Annotated in this window: 15 protein-coding genes; 11 read left to right on the top strand and 4 right to left on the bottom strand. The window is 71.3% G+C overall.

The window, feature by feature from the left end; genetic code table 11:
- Positions 1-104: 104 nt before the first annotated feature.
- From G4Z16_RS19820 to G4Z16_RS19810, 3 genes are all read left to right on the top strand, one after another.
- Entirely contained in the window at positions 105-476 is a 372-nt protein-coding gene (locus G4Z16_RS19820) for a hypothetical protein (RefSeq protein WP_197352062.1), read from the top strand.
- Positions 477-774: 298 nt separating this feature from the next.
- A complete protein-coding gene (locus tag G4Z16_RS19815) occupies positions 775-1,209 on the top strand; it encodes an SSI family serine proteinase inhibitor (protein WP_197352061.1) in 435 nt (144 codons plus the stop codon).
- Positions 1,210-1,401: 192 nt separating this feature from the next.
- Positions 1,402-1,788: a VOC family protein gene (locus G4Z16_RS19810; RefSeq protein ID WP_197352060.1), complete on the top strand. Its 387-nt coding sequence runs from the start codon at positions 1,402-1,404 to the stop codon at positions 1,786-1,788.
- An 82-nt stretch (positions 1,789-1,870) separates the two neighbouring features.
- Here G4Z16_RS19810 and G4Z16_RS19805 read toward each other — a convergent pair whose 3' ends face one another.
- Positions 1,871-3,640 (bottom strand): DUF2339 domain-containing protein, encoded by a 1,770-nt coding sequence (locus tag G4Z16_RS19805; protein ID WP_246531331.1) that lies wholly within the window; start codon positions 3,638-3,640, stop codon positions 1,871-1,873.
- Between the two features lie 538 nt (positions 3,641-4,178).
- Positions 4,179-7,364, bottom strand: coding sequence for a D-alanyl-D-alanine carboxypeptidase (locus tag G4Z16_RS19800; RefSeq protein ID WP_246530957.1), 3,186 nt, complete (start codon positions 7,362-7,364; stop codon positions 4,179-4,181).
- 229 nt (positions 7,365-7,593) lie between these two features.
- Here G4Z16_RS19800 and G4Z16_RS19795 point away from each other — a divergent pair, with 229 nt between their 5' ends.
- The 3 genes from G4Z16_RS19795 (at position 7,594) to G4Z16_RS19785 (ending at position 10,075) form a co-directional block, all read left to right on the top strand.
- Entirely contained in the window at positions 7,594-8,397 is an 804-nt protein-coding gene (locus G4Z16_RS19795) for a GOLPH3/VPS74 family protein (protein WP_197352058.1), read from the top strand.
- A gap of 469 nt (positions 8,398-8,866) precedes the next feature.
- Entirely contained in the window at positions 8,867-9,727 is an 861-nt protein-coding gene (locus G4Z16_RS19790; protein WP_197352057.1) for a helix-turn-helix domain-containing protein, read from the top strand.
- 138 nt (positions 9,728-9,865) lie between these two features.
- Complete coding sequence (locus tag G4Z16_RS19785) at positions 9,866-10,075, top strand: DUF397 domain-containing protein (RefSeq protein ID WP_197352056.1); 210 nt, start codon at positions 9,866-9,868, stop codon at positions 10,073-10,075.
- Positions 10,076-10,263: 188 nt separating this feature from the next.
- Here the strand turns inward: G4Z16_RS19785 and G4Z16_RS19780 are convergent, their stop codons facing one another.
- Entirely contained in the window at positions 10,264-11,358 is a 1,095-nt protein-coding gene (locus G4Z16_RS19780) for an ADP-ribosylglycohydrolase family protein (protein WP_051345174.1), read from the bottom strand.
- Positions 11,359-11,467: 109 nt separating this feature from the next.
- Positions 11,468-14,068 carry a bifunctional FO biosynthesis protein CofGH gene (locus tag G4Z16_RS19775; protein ID WP_197352055.1) on the bottom strand — a complete coding sequence of 867 codons (2,601 nt, stop codon included), beginning with the start codon at positions 14,066-14,068 and terminating at the stop codon, positions 11,468-11,470.
- Positions 14,069-14,200: 132 nt separating this feature from the next.
- On the opposite strand from G4Z16_RS19775, the gene G4Z16_RS19770 reads away from it, so the two are divergent.
- The 5 genes from G4Z16_RS19770 to G4Z16_RS19750 all read left to right on the top strand — a co-directional run bounded on the left by G4Z16_RS19770 (position 14,201) and on the right by G4Z16_RS19750 (position 19,713).
- Positions 14,201-14,797: a hypothetical protein gene (locus tag G4Z16_RS19770; protein WP_197352054.1), complete on the top strand. Its 597-nt coding sequence runs from the start codon at positions 14,201-14,203 to the stop codon at positions 14,795-14,797.
- A gap of 181 nt (positions 14,798-14,978) precedes the next feature.
- Entirely contained in the window at positions 14,979-16,478 is a 1,500-nt protein-coding gene (locus G4Z16_RS19765) for a CehA/McbA family metallohydrolase (protein WP_246531330.1), read from the top strand.
- A gap of 318 nt (positions 16,479-16,796) precedes the next feature.
- Positions 16,797-18,914: an ATP-binding protein gene (locus tag G4Z16_RS19760; protein WP_197352052.1), complete on the top strand. Its 2,118-nt coding sequence runs from the start codon at positions 16,797-16,799 to the stop codon at positions 18,912-18,914.
- Positions 18,911-19,336, top strand: a complete 426-nt coding sequence (locus G4Z16_RS19755; RefSeq protein WP_197352051.1) for a roadblock/LC7 domain-containing protein — start codon at positions 18,911-18,913, stop codon at positions 19,334-19,336. Before G4Z16_RS19760 ends, G4Z16_RS19755 begins: the two co-directional genes overlap by 4 nt.
- Positions 19,333-19,713, top strand: a complete 381-nt coding sequence (locus G4Z16_RS19750) for a DUF742 domain-containing protein (protein ID WP_197352050.1) — start codon at positions 19,333-19,335, stop codon at positions 19,711-19,713. Before G4Z16_RS19755 ends, G4Z16_RS19750 begins: the two co-directional genes overlap by 4 nt.
- Positions 19,714-19,778: the final 65 nt, after the last annotated feature.

Raw genomic sequence — 19,778 nt, 5'->3', positions numbered from 1 at the left:
TTCTTGACGTTCCGTGACCAACGTGTGATCGAACGAGGGCCCTCGTGGCAGTGAAGCGACCGAGCGGACGGTGTCCCCGCACGGCCATCGGGGGTTGCTCCGGCATGGGAAACACGTCATTCATCGTTCTGAGGACCGCACGAGGCGACGTACTCGGGCTCGGCGAACCCCGCACGCAGTTCGCGGAGCTGACCGGCGCCTACTGGCTGGAGCCGATCTACGCCGGGCTCGCGAACGAATGGAACCGCCAGGGCAGGACCGTTCCAGGAGCACCGCGGGAACACCGGCGGGTCCTGCCGGACGGTTCCTTCGGGCCGGACGGGCCCGGCGCCCGCGACGAACCGCACACACCCGAGAGCCCTGAGGCACGGCAGGTCCCCGGCCCGCCGCACGACGCCCTCCTCCCGAGGGGTCCGCTAACCGGCGCCCTCGGCGACAGCCGTCCGGCACCCCCCGGCAGCGACGCCCACGAGTGAGGGGACGGCTGCCGCACGGGTTCCGGAGCGGCCGGGGACCGAACGGCGGCACGGGAGCCGTCTCCCTCCCCGCCTTACTTCCCGCTGCCGTCGGTCCGTCCGTATGCGGCTCGGGTGTAACTCGTTCCGGTCAACGTGCCGCCCCGAGCGCGACGGGCGCACCGTCCGGCGCGTTGGCGGACCAAGGGGCCCACCGGACCGGCAGTCCGCACGCCGCCCCCTGCCCGCCACCGCGTCGCTCGTACCGACCCGCTCGCGTTCCCCTCGTCCCTCCCCTACCGGTGCCCAGGAGTCCACGATGCTGATCCGCCGCCTCGCCCTCACCGCCACCGCACTGACGTCAGCCCTGACCGTCACCCCCGACGCTCTCGCCGACGTACGCCACGGACAGGTCGACCACCTCACGGTCACCATCGCCGAATCCGGCAGTGCCACCACCGACGGCACCTCCGAGCTGTACTGCCACCCCACCGCGGGCGACCACCGCGACGCCGAGGAAGCCTGCGACGGGCTCGACGAACTGACCGTCTGGGGCAAGGACCCCTTCGCCCCCGTGGCCCCCGGCACGCGCTGCACCATGCAGTACGGCGGCCCGGCGAGCGCACATGTGCGCGGTGTCTGGGCCGGGCGGCGCGTCGACGCGCACTTCAACCGCGAGAACGGCTGCGAGATGAAGCGCTGGGACGCCCTCGTGCCGCTGCTGCCACGCACCGGCATGCACGTACCTTCTTGACCGGGCTCCCGCGGCGTCGCCCGCGGGAGCCCGCGTCCGGCCGCGGGACTACGACGAAAGACCGAAGCCGATCCCGAAATCAACCGCGCCGGGTCTCCGTTGGAACCGAGAGCAAGGCAGGACAGGCGCGCCCGTGGCCGGCACCCGTGGCACCCGGCGCGCTGCCCGTACCGAGCGAATGGGGAGACACACATGGCCGTCCAGCTCAACCACACCATCGTCCACGCCACCGACAAGAAGGCGTCGGCCGACTTCCTCGCCGGCCTGCTGGGGCTCGAAGTGCAGCCGCAGTTCGGCCCGTTCCTTCCCGTCGTCGCCGCCAACGACGTGACGCTCGACTTCGCGGACGCGGGCGAAGGCGGCGTCACGCCGCAGCACTACGCGTTCCTCGTCTCCGAGGACGAGTTCGACGCCATCTTCGGCCGCATCCAGGACGCCGGACTGACCTACTGGGCGGACCCGTTCCGTCAGCACGCCGGCGAGATCAACCACAACGACGGTGGCCGCGGCGTCTACTGGGCCGACCCGGACGGGCACTCCATGGAGATCCTCACCCGCCCCTACGGCAGCGGCAGCTGACACCGGCCGCCCCGGCGCCGGCACCCCGTGGGCCCGTCCCCTCGTCAGCCTGAACACTGCCACCGACGTGTCACTGCCGCATTCAGCGCTCGGCCGCGCTGCCAAAGGGTGCCGCCCCGCTGCCGTCGCCCGTCCCGGCCATCGCACCGAGGCCGCCCGCACCGCTCGGACAGGTCGTACCGCGGGGCAGCTTGTAGGGCGCCGCCAGCCGGTACGTGCCGGGGCGCGGCGCCTCCAGCAGCGTCCAGGTGTCCGTCACCGGCTCCTCCTGGCCGGGCGGCGGCGGACCGCCCACCTGCGGCCTGGCCTTGCGCACACAGCCCTGACGGTTCGGCTCCCCCGGCTTCGGAGCCTCGATGCGGCGGCCTTGCGAGTCGACCAGGCCCAGCCAGGGCGACCAGGGGATCCGCACGAGCACCGCTCCGCGCTGCCGCACCTTCACGCGCACCTCGCCCGCTCCCGCGTGCGTCACGCTCGCCGGAGGTTCCGCCATCGGCTGCGGATCGGCGACGCGGAAGAGCCGCCAGTGCACGCCGCTCCAGATCTCCTTCAGATAGGGCTGCCCCCTGCGGACGATCTCGGCCTCCTCCTTGCCCGCCCCGTCCGGCGGCGAGGACGGCAGCACCACGTAGTGCACCGCCCAGCGCCGCAGCCACTTGTGGTAACTCTCCGGCGTCAGATTGCCGTTCTCGTAGAAGACCGGGTTGCGGTCGGTGTCGGCCTGCCTGTTCCAGCCGCGGGCGAGATTCACATACGGAGCGAGAGCCGACGCCTCGCGGTGACTTCGTACGGGCACCACCTCGACCCGCCCGCGTGACGCGTCGACCCGCTTCAACTGCTGGACGAGGGGCCGGAGTTCACCCGTCCACGCGTCGTCCGGAGTCGTGGCGAAGACGTCGTAGGAGGGCTTGCCGATCTGCCAGCCGGCCGCGACGACCAGCGCGACGATCATCGCCACGCCGCGCCGCGACCGCCAGTCGCGGACGATCAGCGGAGCGGCCGCGAGCAGGATCACCACGCCGAAGAGCAGGCTCAGACGCTCCACGTTCGACCCGACCTGCGAGGGGATCATCCACGTGAGCACGGCGCCGGCCGCGTACACGAGCGCGCCGAGCCGCACGGTGCGCCACGAACGCGGCACGAGCAGATAGGCGGACACGGCTCCGGCGAGCGGGAAGAGCACCGACCACCACGGGATCGGCTGGAGCCCCTGGAAGGGGAAGAGGACCGACGAGAGCAGCACCACGACGGGCGGTGTGACCGCGAGCGAGTAGGCGGCCTGACGGCGCCGGTCGAGGAAGAGGGCGGCGGCCACGACTTCGAGGAAGAGCCCGGCGACGGGGCTGCCCGTCGTAGCGAGCGCCGCCAGCAGCGCGGCGGCGGCCCCCCGGGCGACCCGCCCCTTGCCGGCGCTGCGCCACCAGCGCCGCGGCCAGGCCCACACCATGGCGACCGCCCCGAGGGCGAAGAGCACGCCGAGCGCGAAGGTCACACGGCCCGAGGCCGCGTTGCACGTGAAGGAGAAGGCACCCCACAGGGCGGGCGCGAGCGGCTTGCGCAGAACCCGCTGCAGAATGAGCGCCAGCAGACCGGAAGAGAGAATCCCGGCCAGTATCAGAGTGCTTCGCACCCCCAGCCACGCCATGAGATAGGGCGAGATCACGCTGTACGAGAAGGGGTGAAGCCCGCCGTACCAGGCGAGGTTGTAGGCCGAGTCCGGGTGCTCCCCGACGAACTTCGCCCACGCGTCCTGCGCCGCCAGATCGCCTCCGCCGCTGGCGAGCAGCCACAGCCACAGCAGATGCAGGACGGTCGCGAGCAGCACCGACGAAGCGACGGGATGACGCAGCATCTCCGCCGCCTGCCGCCGTAGGGACCGACGTGGGCGCTCCGGAGCGGGGCTGCCGGCGCGGTGAGCGCCGGAGTCCGGGTCGGGATGGCCAGGGCTCGGCGCCTCGTGCCCGGGGGCGAGGGCGCCCGCGCTGGCGCCTGCGCCGACCTCGGCGTCGGCGCGTGTGTGCTGGTCGGCGGCGGTGTCGATCTCGGCGGCGGAGCGCGCGGCGCCGTCGTGCCCTTCCGGGGCCGGATGCGGGTCCGAGGCCGGATGTCCGTCCGAAGCCGGACGGCGGGGCCGTGACGGCGCACGGCTGCGGGTGCGGGTGGCTGTGCCGTCGCTGGCGACGGCTTCCGCCTCCCGCCTGGGTGCGGGCACGGTGCCGGTGTCCGTCCCGGTACCGGGGACGGCCTTGTCCCCGGGACTTATACCGGCGTCGTCACCCTCCGGCGTCTGCGGCTCCTGCACAGTCGGCACTGCGCTCTCTCCCCCGTACGGCTCGGCCCGCCCCACTCCTTTGTGAGCCGGGCCCTTCTCACCGGTCATGGCACCCGGATCACAGGATCCTGGTCAACTTCGCTCCGAAGCCCGGCTCCGTCATGTCGTCCTTCAGCGTCACGGGCACCCTCACCTGGCCCGGCCCGTCGCCGATGGTCAGCGTGCCGGCCCTGTCGCCCGCCTTCCCTTCGTGCGGCAGTGCCTTGCCGCCGTCCGTGAGCCCGAGCCTCACCTTCAGACCGGACCAGCCGACGGCCGAGACGTCACGGGACGCGACCACGGGTGTCTTGCCGCCGAGTTGGTCGTCCACGTACCCGACGACCTCTCCCTTCTGCACCACCTTCTGCGCCCGCAGCGAGTCCTGGGCGGTGTCGATGAGCTTCTTGCTCTCCCTGAGCACCGTGTCGAGTATCGACGGCTGGTACTGACCGAGTACCGCGCCGACGATCAGCTGTTCCGTACCGCCGACCTTCTTCTCCGCGGCGAAGAGCAGGTTGCCGCCCGCCTTCGTCGTCGTACCGGTCTTGATGCCAACGACCCCGTCGAGGGGGACGAGCTTGTTCCAGTTGCCGTGCTGGTCGCCCTTGGTGTCGGTGTAGCCGGGCATCCGGACCGTCTCGCGGAACAGGTCGATCGCCATCGCCTTCTTGGCGAGCTTCACCTGGTCACTGGCGGTGCTCACCGTGGAGGCCGTCAGACCGCTGGGGTCGGTGTACTTGGTGTTCTTCATCCCCAGGTCCTTGGCGGCCGCGTTCATCTTCTTCGCGAACGCCTTCTCCGAACCAGCGTCCCAACGGGCCAGCAGACGTGCCACGTTGTTGGCGGACGCGATCATCACCGCCTGCACGGCCTCCTGTTCGGAGAGCGTGTCGCCCTTCTTCACCTCGACGGTCGACTCGTTCTGGGCGCTCAGGCCTGCCTCTTTCTCCGCCTTCTTGTCGACGGGGATCTTCGCGCCCTTCGAGCCCTTCTTCACGGGGTGGTCCCGGAGGATGACGTACGCGGTCATCACCTTCGCCACGCTCGCGATGGGCACCGGCTTCTGCTTCCCGGACGTGCCGAACGACCCGAGACCCTGCACGTCGAGCGCGGCCTGCCCCTCGGACGGCCACGGCACGGACGGCTTGGGCCCCTGGAAGTTGTAGGTCGGCGAGGCCGACAGCGACAACTCCGGTTCGGGCAGCGGCCGTACGGCCTGTGCGATGGCGAACAGGATCACCAGCAGCACCGCCAGCGGCGTCCAGATCTTGACCCGGCGCACGGCGGTGCGCAGCGGAGTCTCCGGCTTCGGAGGGGTGTTGGTCAGCTGGGCGAGCAGATCGATCGGTGCCTGGTCGGGCCGCACCTGCTGCCTGGTCAGCTCGGCCTCGCTGAGCTTGGGCGCCTCGACCTCCGGAGGCAGCGCACCCGCCGTGGGACTGCCCTCGGGCTTCGGCGGCACGACGACGTCGGGCTCACGCGTCGGGCGCGGGGGCGCGTCGGCCGAGCGCAGGGGCACGAACTGGCTCGTGCGCTCCGAGTCCGACTCGGCGGGCTCAGGCTTGGCGGGCCCCGGCTTCGCAGGCTCGGTCTTCGAGGGGGAAGTCTTCCCGGACGGGGAGGCGGACTCCGGCTTCGCCGTGCCGGACCCGGACTCGGTCCCGGTGTCGGCGTCGCCCTCGGTCTCGGTTTCGGTTTTCTTGCCGGCACCCTCTGCCTTCGGGAGAGGGGCGATGCGCGGATCCACGGGCTTGGCAGGCTTTGCGGGCTTTGCGTCCGCATCCTTCTTGTCGTCCGCCGATTCGTCGTCCGCCGACCTGTCGTCCGCCGATGCCTCGGACCCGGCAGATGCCTCCGCGCCGCCGGCCTCGGCGCGCTCGGGAGGCTCGACGGTACGGAATGCGGTCGTCGGCTGGTCCACACGGCCGCCGGCGCTCCCGCTCTCCTCGCCCGAGCCCTTCGGGCCGTCGCCCGCGGCGTCCGGCTGCACCCGGAAGGCCGTCGTGGGCTGGTCCACGGAGCCCGCTGCCTTGCTCGCGGCCTTGCCGGCTGGTTCCCCGGCCTTGTCCGCCTTGTCGGATGGCTTACCGGCTTTGTCCGCCTCGTCGGCAGGCTTACCGGCCTTCGCGGCCTTCCCGGACCGCTGGCCTTCTCCGGCCGGCTCCTCGCGCTTGCCGGACCCGTCGCCGCTCTCCTCCGGCTCCGGCTTCCCGGCATCGGCCTCAGACTTCTCAGCATCGGCCTCAGACTTCGCAGCGTCCGCCTTCGGCTTCTCAGCGTCCGGCTCCGGTTCCCCCGCGTCCGGCTCCGGTTCGGCCTTGCCGGTGCTGCGCTCGTCGCCGCCGGCGCTCCGACTCCGCTCCGGCTCCCCGGGGGAGTCCGCAGCGGCGTCCGCCCCCTGAGCTTCTGCCGTTGCGTCTGCCGTTGCCTCTGCCGTTGCTTCTGCCTTCTCTACTTCGCTCTCTTCTGCTTCCTCTGCTTTTCCGCCCGCTTCTTCGGTTTCCGACGGTTTACCCGAACCGAAGAAGGCCGCCGTCATGCGCTCGGCCCGCCTCGCCGCCTCCTCGCTGTCCGTCGCGGACGCGGAGTCGTCAGAGCCGGGTCGTACGGTCCTGAACATCGCCGTGGGGTGGTCGACCTCGCCGGCCTGCCCCGCGGAGCTCTCAGCGCCGTCTGAGCCCTCTGAGGCCGCCGATGCGGCAGACGCCTCCGAGTCGTCGTCGGACTTCGGGCGTCCGGGCACCTCGTCCGTCGGGATTTGGCTTGAATTCTTCTGCCCTGCGCCGGACTTCCCCGCTCCGGTCCCGGCGCTCTCGCCGTCCCGGCCCGCCTCGTCCGTCTCGGCCGTCCCGTCTCCGGGCTCCTCGTCCGCACCGGCGACCCACGCCGCCACCGCGGCCTTCAACCGTGCGTCGCTGCGCCCGGCGCCACCGGACCCGCTTTCCGCTTCCGCGGTCCCTTCGGTGCCGGAGTTCTCGGCGGCGTCGCCTTCACCGGCGGTGCCGGCGGCTTCCGCTTCCGCGTCGGCCGCGTCGCTCCCGGCGTCCTCGGAGGGCGTGTCCGGAGCCTCTCCCGTGGCCTCGTCGCGGGCCTCGCCCGGGGCCTCGACGGAGTCGGTGCCGGCGGCGTCCGGCCGTTCCTCCGCCTTCCGTTCGCGCTTCTTCCGGGACTTCTTACCGCCCCTGGGCGCAACCACCCCGCCGTTCGCCGTCGTCTCCCCCGACGACTCCTCGCGCTCCACCTTGTCGGGGGACTCGCCCGCCACCGATGCCTCCTGCTGATGAATGCTCGCCGCTCGCCGTAACAGTTAACAGTGTCCTGGCCGCCGCGCCCCCTATATCGCGCGGGGGCTCCGACAAGGTCACGGACAGGTCTCTCCGACCGTGCAGACGAGAACGACATACCTACTGGTTCCCGTCCATAACGCCCAGGCACCCTCGACAGACCATTGTGAGAGGGGTCACCCTGTCAGACATCCACGCGGGGAGGCATGGATGGGCAGGAGCCGCAGAACTATTCCGGAGGAGCTTCTGCTGCTGGCCTTGGACCCGGCCACGGGCACCACGGCACAGCCGCAGTCGCTTGACCTCGGCCTGGCCGGGGCCCAGCTCGTCGAGCTGGCTCTCGCAGGACGTATAGCCCCTGATGGGGACCGTATCGCCGTGGTGTTGCCACGGCCGACCGGAGATCCAACTCTGGACTCCGCACTGGAGTTGCTGCGAAGGCGTGGCAGCCCGGTGCGCGCCGTCCACTGGATCGGCGGGCCCCGATTGGGGCTTCGCCAAACCTATCTCACACACCTGGAGCGGTGCGGCATGGTGCATGCCGTATCAAGCCAGATGTGCGGGGTGTTGCCGACGACGCGCTACCAGGCGACGGAGACGACGATCAGCCGGGAGATCCGAACCCGGCTGGATGCCGCGATCCGTACCGGCGTGCCACCGGACCCGCGGACGGCGGCGCTCGCTGCGCTGGCCCACGCGGTCGGCCTCGGCAAGCACCTCTATCCCGGTAACGAGGGGCGCTCGTGCCGCTCCCGGCTCCGGGACCTGATAAGGCACGACCCGATGGGCGGTCTCGTCGCACACGCCGTCATGGATGTGCAGAACGGCGCAGGGGCACAGCCCCGGCGTGCGGCGGGCAACGGCGCGGCCGGACCTCCGGCGACGCCCACCGCTCAGAACGGCCGTCCCCAGGCAGCGCGCGCGGGCGTACCCTCCGGGCACGTCCAGTCCAGGCAGGTGCCCGAGAAGGCACGGCCGAGTGTGGGCGGGATGGTCCGCGCCGGCGCACGCTGATCACGGGGTGCGCGTGAGCGCACCCGCGCAACCGGCACCGCTGCAACGCGCGTGCCGGGACCGTGATGACGCGCGGGGTGGTGGTCAGGCTGTCGAAGGGGACAGCCGGACCACCACCCCGCGCGCATGCGTACGGGATGGACGAGGCGTGCGGGAGGCAGGCGGGCAACCGCTCCCCACGTCCCCGAGCGGCGCCACAACTACCCTGATCTGCAAGGCCCTTGGCGGGCAAGAGGCGTGCACGGGGGTATGCGGACCGTGCCCGTGTGCGCCCGGAGCGCGACGTCCCGCCCTGCGCGCCGCCCTGTCCTGTGTGCCGGAACTCGCGCCTGGAATCCGCATCATGGCCGTAACCCGACCCGTCTGCGTGCCCGGCTCCGCACCCTCTGTTGCCATTCGCCAGCGAGATCGCTCACGGTGGTGGCAATCTACTTGAAAGTAGTCGTACTTACGCGGAGGTGCAGCCCCTGTGGCGTCAAACGTCAATCCCACCGTCCGACGCCGCCGTCTGGGCCAGGAACTGCGTCGCCTCCGCGAGTTGAAGAACATGACGGCCGAAGAGGTCGCGGACCGCCTGCTCGTCTCGCAGTCGAAGATCAGCCGTCTGGAGAACGGGCGCCGCAGCATCAGCCAGCGCGACGTGCGGGACCTGTGCGGTGTCTACGAGGTCGACGACAAGCGCATAGTCGAGTCGCTGATGCAGATGGCCAAGGAGTCCCGTCAGCAGGGCTGGTGGCACGCGTTCGGGGACATCCCCTACAGCGTCTACATCGGCCTGGAGACGGACGCGGCCTCCCTGCGGGTCTACGAACCCCAGGTCGTGCCGGGCCTGTTGCAGACGCGGGCGTACGCGGAGGCCGTCTGCGAGGGCGCTCAGCCCGAGGCGTCCGCCGCGGACATCGAGAAGCGCGTCCAGGTGCGCATGCGCCGCCAGGAGCGGATCAGCGAATCGCGTCATCCGCTGCGGCTGTGGGCGGTTCTCGACGAGTCGGCACTGCGCCGCCAGGTGGGCGGGCGGCAGACCATGGTCGAGCAGCTGGAACGGCTCAACGAGGTCTCGCAGATGCCTCATGTGACGGTCCAGGTGATGCCGTTCTCGATGGGCGCGCACCCCGGCGTCAACGGGCAGTACGCGATCCTGGAATTCCCGGACGCCTCCGACTCCTCCGTCGTCTATCTGGAGGGCGTGACGAGCGACCTCTACCTGGAGAAGTCGCACGATGTGCAGAGCTACAGCGTCATGTACGAGCATTTGCGCGCCGAAGCTCTCAACCCGGACCAGACACGTGAGTTCATCGAGAATGTGGCAAAGGACTATGCCCGTGGCTGAGGGCGGGGAGCGTACACCCTGCCCAGGAGCGGCGTGAAGGGACCGTCTGAATATGCCATCCGGTCGAGTGAACGGCCTCTTCGCTTCGGGAAATCGAGGCGTACGGTCGCTCACCGGAGTCGAACAACCGGAGCAGACATGGCAATTCAGCAGGGAAACACAAGCGAATGGATCAAATCGAGCTACTCGGCGAACGGAGCGTGCGTCGAAGTGAAGTCCCCGACCCGGAGCGCGGTGGCCGTGCGTGACTCGAAGGTGCCGGGCGGGCCGTCGCTGAACTTCCCGCCGCGGGCCTGGACGGGCTTCGTGGCCGGTGTGTGCGACGGAGACCCCGTCCGTACCGGCTGAATCACATCGATCTGGAGCCAAGAGCCCTCTCGACCGGCCCGCCGTCCCTGCCGAGGGGGCTCCCTCCACGCTCTTCCTTCCACGCCCGGGAGCCAAGTGCCGTCCTCAGGGGCGACGTCCGGTCCCGCGGGAACCCAAGTCACCTCTTGGCAACGTCAGTTCCCGCGCACGTTCGGCGTCGGTCGACGTCAGGCCCTCGGGTAGCGGTTGAGCCACGCCTGGGACGCCGCGCCGGGGGCGTGCAGCGCGGGCCCCTGGGTCATCTCCATCGCGAAGTCGTCGGCCAGTTCGAGCACCGTCGAGCGCCCCTCCAGCTCCGCGACCCACGCGGGCGGAAGCGCCGTCTCCCCGTGGATGGTGCCCAGAAGGTTGCCGCAGACCGAGCCGGTGGAATCGCTGTCGCCGCTGTGGTTCACGGCCAGCAGCAGCCCGTGCCGTACGTCCTCGGCGACGAGCGCGCAGTAGACGCCGATGGAGAGCGCCTCGTCCGCGGTCCAGCCCTGGCCGAGCGACTCCACGCGCTCCGCGGAGGGCATCCCCTGCCGCACCGCGCCCAGCGCCCTCTTCAGTGCGTTCGTCGTCTCCTCGTGGCCCGGCCGTGTGGCTAGCTGGGCCAGGGTCTTCTGCACGGCGTGGTCGAGGGAGTCCTTGCGCGCCAGGGCGTGAATGATCGCGGAGAACGCGCCCGCCGCGAGATAGCCGGTGGGATGCCCGTGCGTCTGGGCGGCGCACTCCACGGAGAGCTGGAAGACCAACTGCGGCTCCCAGCCCACCAGGAGCCCGAAGGGAGCGGAGCGCATGACGGTGCCGCAGCCCTTCGACTCCGGGTTCTTGGGCATCTCGAGAGTGCCCATGCGCTCGTCCGCGAGTCCGCTGAGGCAGGCCTTGCCCGGGGAGCGCTGCGCGTACAGCCACTCCTCGCGCGCGAGCCAGCCGTCCTCCGTCTTGCGCTCGTCAGGACCCCAGTCCCGCTGCGTGGCGGCCCACCTGAGATAGGCGGCGTGCACGTCGGTGGGCGGGTGCCAGGCGCCCGTGTCCCGCCGTACGTGCGCGCGGATGAGGCCGTCCGTGGTGAAGAGCGTCATCTGCGTGTCGTCCGTGATGGCTCCGCGCCGGCCGTAGGCAGGAACGTAGTCCGTCACCCCGGCGTCCCCGTGGGCCTGCCGGATCGCGCTCAGCGAATCGAACTCGACACCCGCCCCGAGCGCGTCGCCGATCGCGCCGCCCAGTAGGCAGCCCCGCACCCTGCTGCGGAAATCCTGCTGCTCGGTGCGGCCCCACATGGCATCACCGCCGGAAGCGGCCACGTCTCACTCCAACTGGTACGGCTGACGGGCAAGAGCTACAAGGGGAGGTCGGCCCCTCGGCAGGTCAGCACTCTAGAACGCCGGTTCACTTTTCCAACACCGGGAGGAGCTCCGGAAGGTGCCCGTCGGAACGCCGGGCGGCCTCCAGTCGCTCCGCCGGCACCCGACCGTACAGCGTCGTACGGGCGCGGGCGGGGCGGCCCGCGGCCTCGGCGATCGCGACGAGGTCCTTGATGGAGCGGTACGAGCCGTAGGAGGAGCCGGCCATGCGGGAGATCGTCTCCTCCATCAGCGTGCCGCCGAGATCGTTGGCGCCCGAGCGGAGCATCTCCGCCGCGCCCTCGGTGCCGAGCTTGACCCAGCTCGTCTGGATGTTGGGGATGTACGGGTGCAGCAGCAGCCTCGCCATCGCCGTCACGGCACGGTTGTCACGGGTCGTGGGGCCGGGCCGGGCGATGCCCGCCAGATAGACCGGCGCGTTGGTGTGGATGAAGGGCAGCGTGACGAACTCGGTGAAGCCCTCGGCGCCCTTCGCGAGCGCGGACCGCTGGATCCCGGCGAGCCTGCGCAGATGGGCGACCCAGTGGCGGGGCTGGTCGACGTGCCCGTACATCATCGTCGAGGACGAGCGGATGCCCAACTCGTGTGCCGTCTCGATGACTTCGGCCCATGTGTCGGCGGGCAGCTTGCCCTTGGTGAGGATCCAGCGGACCTCGTCGTCGAGGATCTCCGCGGCGGTGCCGGGCACGGACCCGAGGCCGGCCTCCCGCGCCTGCAGCAGCCACTCGCGGATCGAAAGGCCCGTGCGGCTGGCGCCGTTGACGACCTCCATCGGTGAGAAGGCGTGCACGTGCATCCCGGGCACGCGCTCCCTCACGGCGCGGGCGATGTCGAAGTACGCCGTGCCGGGCAGGTCCGGGTGGATGCCGCCCTGCATGCAGACCTCCACCGCGCCCACGTCCCACGCCTGCTGGGCGCGGTCGGCGACCTGGTCGAGGGAGAGCGTGTAGGCGTCGGCGTCGGTGCGGCGCTGGGCGAACGCGCAGAAACGGCAGCCCGTGTAGCAGACGTTGGTGAAGTTGATGTTGCGCGTGACGATGTACGTCACGTCGTCGCCGACGACGTCGCGGCGCAGCTCGTCGGCGATGCCGCACAGGGTGTCCAGGGCCGGTCCGTCGGCGTGCATCAGCGCGAGCGCCTCGTCGTCGGTGAGGCGGGTCGGGTCGGCGGCGGCCGTGGACAGGGCCGCGCGCACGTCCGTGTCGATGCGCTCGGGTGCCATTCCCGGGCGTGCGGCCTCGCGCAGGGAGTCCCAGTCGCCGTAGACCTCGTCGAAGTCGTCGCGCCTGTCGGTGGTGCGCCCGTCGGTGTCGATGGTGCGGTGCAGGTCGGTGCGCCCGGAGGGGGCGAGGTATCCCTCGTCGGGTTCCTGCCAGGGGCGGCCCTCGACGGGGGCGTCCTCGCGTGCCAGGCCCGTCTCCGGCTCGGCGAGCGCGTCGACGTGCGGCAGCAGCCGCGGGTCGAGCCAGGGTTCGCCGCGCTTGATGAACTCCGGGTAGATCGGGAGCCGTTCACGCAGCACGAAGCCGGAGGCCGCGGTGCGCTCCGCCAGGTCGTCGATCTGCGGCCAGGGGCGCTCGGGGTTGACGTGGTCCCGGGTGAGGGGAGAGACGCCTCCCCAGTCGTCGATGCCCGCGTCGATGAGCATCGCGTACTCGCCGTCGACGAGGTTCGGCGGCGCCTGGATCCGCGCCGAGGGACCCATGATGTGGCGTGCGACGGCGATCGTCGCGGCCAGTTCCTCGAGTTCGGCGTCGGGCATTCCGCGCATCGCCGTGTCCGGCTTCGCGCGGAAGTTCTGCATGATGAGTTCCTGGATTCCGTGGTACGCCCGCTGGATGCGGCGCAGCGAGAACAGTGACTCGGCCCGCTCCTCGTACGTCTCGCCGATCCCGATCAACAGCCCTGTGGTGAAAGGGACGTTGGAGCGCCCTGCGTCCTCCAGGACGCGCAGCCGCACAGCCGGCTCCTTGTCCGGGGAACCGTGGTGGGGACCGCCGGGCTCGCTCCACAGCCGCTCGGCGGTGGTCTCCAGCATCATGCCCATGGACGGCGAGACGGGCTTGAGGCGCTGGAAGTCGGACCAGGAGAGCACCCCGGGGTTGAGGTGCGGCAGCAGGCCGGTCTCCTCCAGGACGCGGATCGCCATGGCCCGTACGTACGAGAGCGTGTCGTCGTAACCGTGCGACTCCAGCCACTCGCGGGCTTCCGGCCAGCGGTCCTCCGGCTTGTCGCCGAGCGTGAAGAGGGCTTCCTTGCAGCCCGTTTCGGCACCTCGGCGTGCGATGTCGAGCACCTCGTCCGGCGAGAGGAACATCCCGTGGCCGTCGCGGCGCAGCTTGCCGGGGACGGTGACGAACGTGCAGTAGTGGCACTTGTCCCGGCACAGCCGGGTGAGCGGGATGAAGACCCCGCGGGAGTACGTGATCACTCCGGGACGGCCCGCCGCTTCCAGCCCGGCGTCCCGGACGCGGGCCGCGGAGCGTGCGAGTTCGGTGAGGTCGTCACCGCGGGCCTGGAGCAGGACAGCGGCTTCGGCGGCGTCGAGCGTCACGCCGTCGCGGGCGCGCCGGAGAGCGCGCCGCATTGCGTTGGCGGTGGGAGCTGCCTGCGCGTTCGAAGTCATGAACCGAGCATACGAGCGGTATCGGCGGCTCTCCGGAAGTGGCCGCTGCGGGCAATATCACATCGTCTACGGTGCTGCGTGACACACGGCCGCACACCGGGGCGGCCTTTTTCCACAACTACGGGGGAATTCATGCGAGTTCGCTTTGCCACGACCACCGCCGCGCTGGTCCTCGCCGTGCTGGGCGGGGGCGCCGTCACGGCGCACGCCGCGCAGAGCGGGCCCGCCGGCGGAGTCCCGGGCGGGATATCGGCGGGCGCATCCGGCGGGACGTCCGCGGGGGCCGCCGACCGGGCACGGGGCGGCGACCAGGTCGATACGCAGGCGGCGCCGGGCCGAATATCCGGCGGAGGGAGCCGGGGCGGCACGACCAGCGGCTCCTCCAGTTCGAGCAGCAGCACCACGACCAGCGGCAGTACGAGCAGCACGGGTGGCAGCGTCAGCAGCAGCGGTGGTGGCAGCAAGACGAGCAGTTCCGGCAGCACGGGCGGTTCCGTCAGCACCAGCGGGGGCGTCAGCAAGACCACCTCGGGCAGCAGCTCGAAGGGCGGCTCGAGCGTCGGCAGCACGACCACGACGACCACCGTCGGCAGTCACAGCAGCCCCGGACCGGAGCGCAAGAAGAAGAGCAGCAGCCGCTGGTGGCTGTGGCTGGTGATCCCGCTGGTCCTCATCGTGATCGCGGTCGTGGCCGTCGCCTTCTTCGTCGCCTCCCGGCGCCGCTCCTGACGGTCGCGAACCGGGCCGTACCCGCGCCTCGCACGGGTACGGCCGGAGTTTTCCACAGGGGTTTCCCCGCACGTCTCCCGCGCGTACAAAAGTGACTCGTGGCGTCACGCAGGCGCCGTGGGACTACGGGTGCGGGGCGTGCGGCACGGGCCGCGCGCAGGGGGAGGCACATATGTCAGGCGTGGAAAGACGTGACGTGCTGCGGCTGTCGGCGGTGGCGGGCGCCACGGGCGTGCTCACTCTCGGCGGGGTGAGCTTCGCGCGCGCCGCCGATGGCACCGAGAAGTCCAGGACGATGAAGGGCCACCTGCCCACGGGCGCGCCGGACTACGTGTATCTGCCGGTCGAGGTCCCCTCCGGCGTCCGCGAGATCGAGGTGGCGTACACCTACGACAAGCCGTCCGTCCCCGAGGGCACCAAGGGCAACGCCCTGGACATCGGCGTCTTCGACGAGCGGGGCACGGGGCTCGGCGGCCGGGGCTTCCGCGGCTGGTCGGGCGGCGCGCGGGACCGGTTCACGATCAGCGCCGAGGAAGCGACACCCGGCTATCTGGCGGGCCCGGTGCGCGAAGGCACGTGGCATGTCGTCCTCGGCCCCTACACCGTGGCCCCGCAGGGGCTGAACTACAAGGTGACCGTCACCCTCCGGTACGGGAGTCCGGGCACCACGCCCCGTCCCGTCCACCCCCCGGAGCGGGCGCGGGGCCGCGGCCGCGCCTGGTACCGGGGCGACTGCCACCTCCACACGGTGCACTCGGACGGCAAGCGCACCCCGGCGGAGACCGCCGCGGCCGCGCGCGAGGCGGGGCTCGACTTCATCACCACGACCGAGCACAACACCACCTCGGGGCACGGTGCTTGGGGAGGGCTGTGGGACGAGGACTTCCTGATTCTTTGCGGCGAGGAGATCACCACCCGCAACGGACACGTTCTGGCACTCGGCACGGATCCCGGCACGTTCGTCGACTGGCGGTACCGGGCGAGGGACGGTCACTTCTCCCGCTTCGCGCGCCGCATCCGCAAGGCGGGCGGTCTGGTCGTCCCGGCCCATCCCGACTGCCCCTTCGTGGGCTGCCAGTGGAAGTTCGGCTACGAGGAAGCGGACGCCGTGGAGGTGTGGAACGGGCCGTGGACCGTGGACGACGAAGTCGCGGTCGCCGCCTGGGACAACATGCTGGTGGCTCCGCCGTCCGGCCGCGGCCCGCTCCCCGCGATGGGCAACAGTGACGCGCACGCCGAGCCGCAGAAGGTGGGCCTGCCGCAGACGGTCGTCCTCGCGGACGATCTCTCCCGCCGGTCCCTGCTGGAGGGCATACGCGCGGGCCGCAGCTACATCGCGGAGTCCTCGGCCATCTCCCTGGGGTTCACCGCAACCGGCCCGCACGGCGAACACGCGGGTATCGGCGAGCGGTTGGCGGTGAAGCGCGACGCGGAGGTGACCGTCCGCCTGGAGGTCTCGGGTGCGCCCGCGGGCGCCACGGCCAGGTTCCTCAACGACCAGGGCGAGATGTTCACCGGAGCGGTCGGCGCCGAACCTCTGAAGTGGCGCACGACTGCCTCCCTGGCGGCGTATGTGCGCGCGGAGATACGCCACCGTCCGCCCATCGGCTCGCCCGCCGGCCTGCCGGGCGCCATGGCCGCGATGACCAACCCGATCCGGCTGGGCCGCGACGACGGCTGAGGCAACGGGCCGCCGCCCGACGGCTGTAGCAACTCAGGGGCCCTCTCCGGCCGCTGACGCGTCGCCACAGGGGGAACTCATCACGCCCGAATCGGGGTTACGGCGGGCTGCGCCCGAACTCTCCCCGCCTGCAGGCGGAATGCGATCAGCCGATGTGTACAGATGTTCCCGTTACGGGTGTGCACGCGATTGGTCTGCGGCAGCATGTGGGGACCGCCGGGCGATGAGTGCCGATGGGCCGGTGCTCCTGGGCGCAGTTCGCTCCCCCGGGCTCGTCCTCAACATCGATCACAGCAATCCAGTCGACCAAGGACGCCGATGACCGACACGCCGGTGGTGCTGATCGTGTTCCTCGCCCTGGGCACGGTCGCCGTCGTTCTGGCGCTGCTTCTCGTCCGCTCGCGACAGGAGCTGAGCAGATCGCAACTGCACGCAGAAGCGACCGCGACGGAACTCGAGGGCGCGTCACGGTACGCCGCCGACCTCGGGGCGAGACTCAGGGCCGTCGAGGCCGAACTCAGACATCTCGTCGAAGCCCGCATCCCCGGCCTGGCCACCTCACTCGCCCACTCCCACGTCCCCGTCCCCGGCCCCCTCGGGACCGCGACGCTCAGCCCCGAGCTGGACCGGTCCATCGACGCCGTCCTCGCCCAGGTGCGCGAGGAGGTCACGAAGGAACGCAACCGTGTCGACGCCGCCGCCCAGGCAGCCATGCGCGGCTCCACCACAAGCATCCAGGCGCTCCTCTACCAGCTCCAGACCCTCCTCCGGCGGATGCAGGAGAAGTACGACGACCCGCTCGTCGCCGAGGACCTGCTCGCTGCCGACTTCCTCAACGAACAGGCGCTGCGCCGCATCCAGTCGACCGCCGTGGTGTGCGGGGCGTGGCCGGGCCTGACGCGGGAGGACTCACACCTCGCGGACATCGTCGTCGGTGCCTCGTCCAGGCTCAGCGGGTACGAGCGCGTCCAGATCAGCAACCTGCTGCGCGACCCGGTCGGCGTCATCGCGCGCGCGGTCGAACCGGTCGCCGTGACGCTCACCGAGCTCATGGCCAACGCCCTCCACCACTCCCACCCGGAACTGCCCGTCGTCGTCACGCTCCAGCAGGGCGACCGCGGAGTGTCCGTGATCATCGACGACTCGGGCGTCGGCATGAACGCCGAGGAATTCGCCCGCGCCAAGCGGCTGATCTCGGGCGACGAGGCGATCCTCGTCACGGAGCTCGGCGACCCTCCGCGCAACGGCTTCGCCGCGATCGGGCAGCTCGTCCGCCAGTACGGGTTCAGCGCGCACGTGGAGGCGTCGCCGTACGGGGGCGTACGTGCCGTCGTGCACCTCCCCGGCGAGCCCCTGCTCACGCTGCTCGACGAGGCGGAACATCCGATGTCGGTGATGGCTCCCTCACCCCCGCACAGGGCGCCCGCAGTTGCTGAGCGTGCGGCCACGGATGACCGCTCCCCCGCATCGACGGGGACACCGACGGCGGGCCCGACGACGGCGGGTTCACCGGCGGCGGCAGACGCGAGTGCGGGTGCGAGTGCGGGTGCCGGCACGGACGGTCCCGGGGCTCCGCGCCGGGCAGGGGCGCAGGAACTGCCGCGCCGTCGCAGGCGGCACCGTCCGGATGCGCAGGAGAAGGCGAACGCCGCGGGTGCCGGCGGCAGCGGAGGCGGTGAGCCCGCCGTGGGCAATCTGTTCCTCGGCTCGCAGACCGGCGGGGCACTCGCACCGCCTTCTCCCGAGGAGAGCGCCGAGCGCTGGTCCGCGTTCCAGAAGGGCACAGCCTCCGGACGTGCAGCCGCAGGAACGGTTCCGCCGGGCGCACCGGGTGGCCCGGGTGCGGACAGCTCTCCCGAGGAGAGGCCCGGGAGCGGGTCCGCGCGGGCGGTGCGGCCGGCCCGAACGGATGACCCTGGGGAGCCCGAACGACCGCCCGCCGCAGACAAGTTGGGCACTACGGACGAGGCAGGCGCTTCAGGAAGGGCGAGCACCACGGGCGAGGCCAGTGGCGCGAGCAACGCCGAGAAGACGAGCACCGGGACCGGCGGCACCGCCGACAAGCCCGACACCGCCGACGCGACCGGCACGGACGACGCGACCGGCACGATCGGTGCGGACGACACGAGCACCAGGACCGGCACGATCGGTGCGGACGAGACGAGCACCGGGAACGGTACGGGCGACACGAGCTCCACGACCAGCGCGCGCCGCACACGCAGCGCGACCGCTCCGGCCACCACGGCCACCACAGCCACCACAGCCACCACAGCCACCACGAACGACGCACCCGGCACAGGCAGTTCAGCCAGCACGGACCGCATGGGCAACCCGAGCGAGACCGGCGGCGCCGGGGGCTCCGGTGACCCAGACTCCGGTGACCCAGGCTCCGGTGACCCAGGCGCCGGTGCATCCGAAGGGAACGAGCCGACATGACCACTCCCTCGCACCGTTCCGTCCGCGAGGACACGTCCCGGGTGCTCGCTCCGCTCCTCGAACTGCCGCACGTGATCCACGCGGCGGTGATCTCGGGCGACGGCCTCATCGAGGGCCGCTCGCCCGACCTGGCGCGGGATTCCGCCGAGGGCGTCGCCGCGATGCTGTCCGCGCTGCAGGGCGCCGCCCGCACCACGACCGCCGCTTTCGCCGGCCAATTCGACGTCACGTTGCGGCAGACCGTGATCGAGTCCGATCTCGGCTGGGTCTTCGCGATACCCGCGGGTGACAACACATCCCTGGCCGTCTTCGCCGGGCCGGAGGTCGACATGGGTGTCGTCACGCACCAGATGCAGGTCCAGGTGGCCGCCCTCGGCTCCAAGGCCATGAGCCGTCCGGCACGGAGCGACAGTCCGGAATGAATCCGCCGTCGCGTGACCACCGGCGTCTCGTGCCCGCGTATGTGGCCACCACCGGACGCGCGCGGCCCAGCCGCAACACGCTCGACCGGCTCACGGTGCTGCATGCCCCCGCCGACCCGAGGGCCAGTGGCCTGCGCCCCGAGCAGCGACGCCTGCTGGAGCTGCTTCAGCCGGGACCGCTGTCCCTGGCCGAAACGGCGGCGCATCTGCGGCTGCCGGTCAGCGTCGTGAAGGTCATGGTGGCCGACCTCGCCGACGCCGGCAGGCTGGCGGTCCGGGCCCCCGTACCCGAAGCCGAACTGCCCGAGCGGCAGATTCTGGAGAAGGTGCTCGATGGACTCCGCACTCTCAAGTCCTCGCGAAGACGACCCCGATGACGACTCCGGCGCACGGACGAGGTGGCGCACATCCGACAGCCATCGGCACCGGCCCCGCTCCCATG

It is taken from the genome of Streptomyces bathyalis (assembly GCF_015910445.1).
In the GTDB taxonomy this organism is placed as follows: Bacteria; Actinomycetota; Actinomycetes; order Streptomycetales; family Streptomycetaceae; genus Streptomyces; species Streptomyces bathyalis.
The sequence above is the reverse complement of the archived record's forward strand: the minus strand, read 5'-3'. Positions and strand labels throughout refer to the sequence as shown.

Bases quoted from the DNA above. Each gene is read 5' to 3' on its own strand.
- G4Z16_RS19820 (WP_197352062.1), top strand. From the start codon at position 105: ATGGGAAACACGTCATTCATCGTTCTGAGGACCGCACGAGGCGACGTA.
- G4Z16_RS19815 (WP_197352061.1), top strand. From the start codon at position 775: ATGCTGATCCGCCGCCTCGCCCTCACCGCCACCGCACTGACGTCAGCC.
- G4Z16_RS19810 (WP_197352060.1), top strand. From the start codon at position 1,402: ATGGCCGTCCAGCTCAACCACACCATCGTCCACGCCACCGACAAGAAG.
- G4Z16_RS19805 (WP_246531331.1), bottom strand. From the start codon at position 3,640: ATGCTGCGTCATCCCGTCGCTTCGTCGGTGCTGCTCGCGACCGTCCTG.
- G4Z16_RS19795 (WP_197352058.1), top strand. From the start codon at position 7,594: ATGGGCAGGAGCCGCAGAACTATTCCGGAGGAGCTTCTGCTGCTGGCC.
- G4Z16_RS19785 (WP_197352056.1), top strand. From the start codon at position 9,866: ATGGCAATTCAGCAGGGAAACACAAGCGAATGGATCAAATCGAGCTAC.
- G4Z16_RS19780 (WP_051345174.1), bottom strand. From the start codon at position 11,358: ATGTGGGGCCGCACCGAGCAGCAGGATTTCCGCAGCAGGGTGCGGGGC.
- G4Z16_RS19775 (WP_197352055.1), bottom strand. From the start codon at position 14,068: ATGACTTCGAACGCGCAGGCAGCTCCCACCGCCAACGCAATGCGGCGC.
- G4Z16_RS19770 (WP_197352054.1), top strand. From the start codon at position 14,201: ATGCGAGTTCGCTTTGCCACGACCACCGCCGCGCTGGTCCTCGCCGTG.
- G4Z16_RS19760 (WP_197352052.1), top strand. From the start codon at position 16,797: ATGACCGACACGCCGGTGGTGCTGATCGTGTTCCTCGCCCTGGGCACG.
- G4Z16_RS19755 (WP_197352051.1), top strand. From the start codon at position 18,911: ATGACCACTCCCTCGCACCGTTCCGTCCGCGAGGACACGTCCCGGGTG.
- G4Z16_RS19750 (WP_197352050.1), top strand. From the start codon at position 19,333: ATGAATCCGCCGTCGCGTGACCACCGGCGTCTCGTGCCCGCGTATGTG.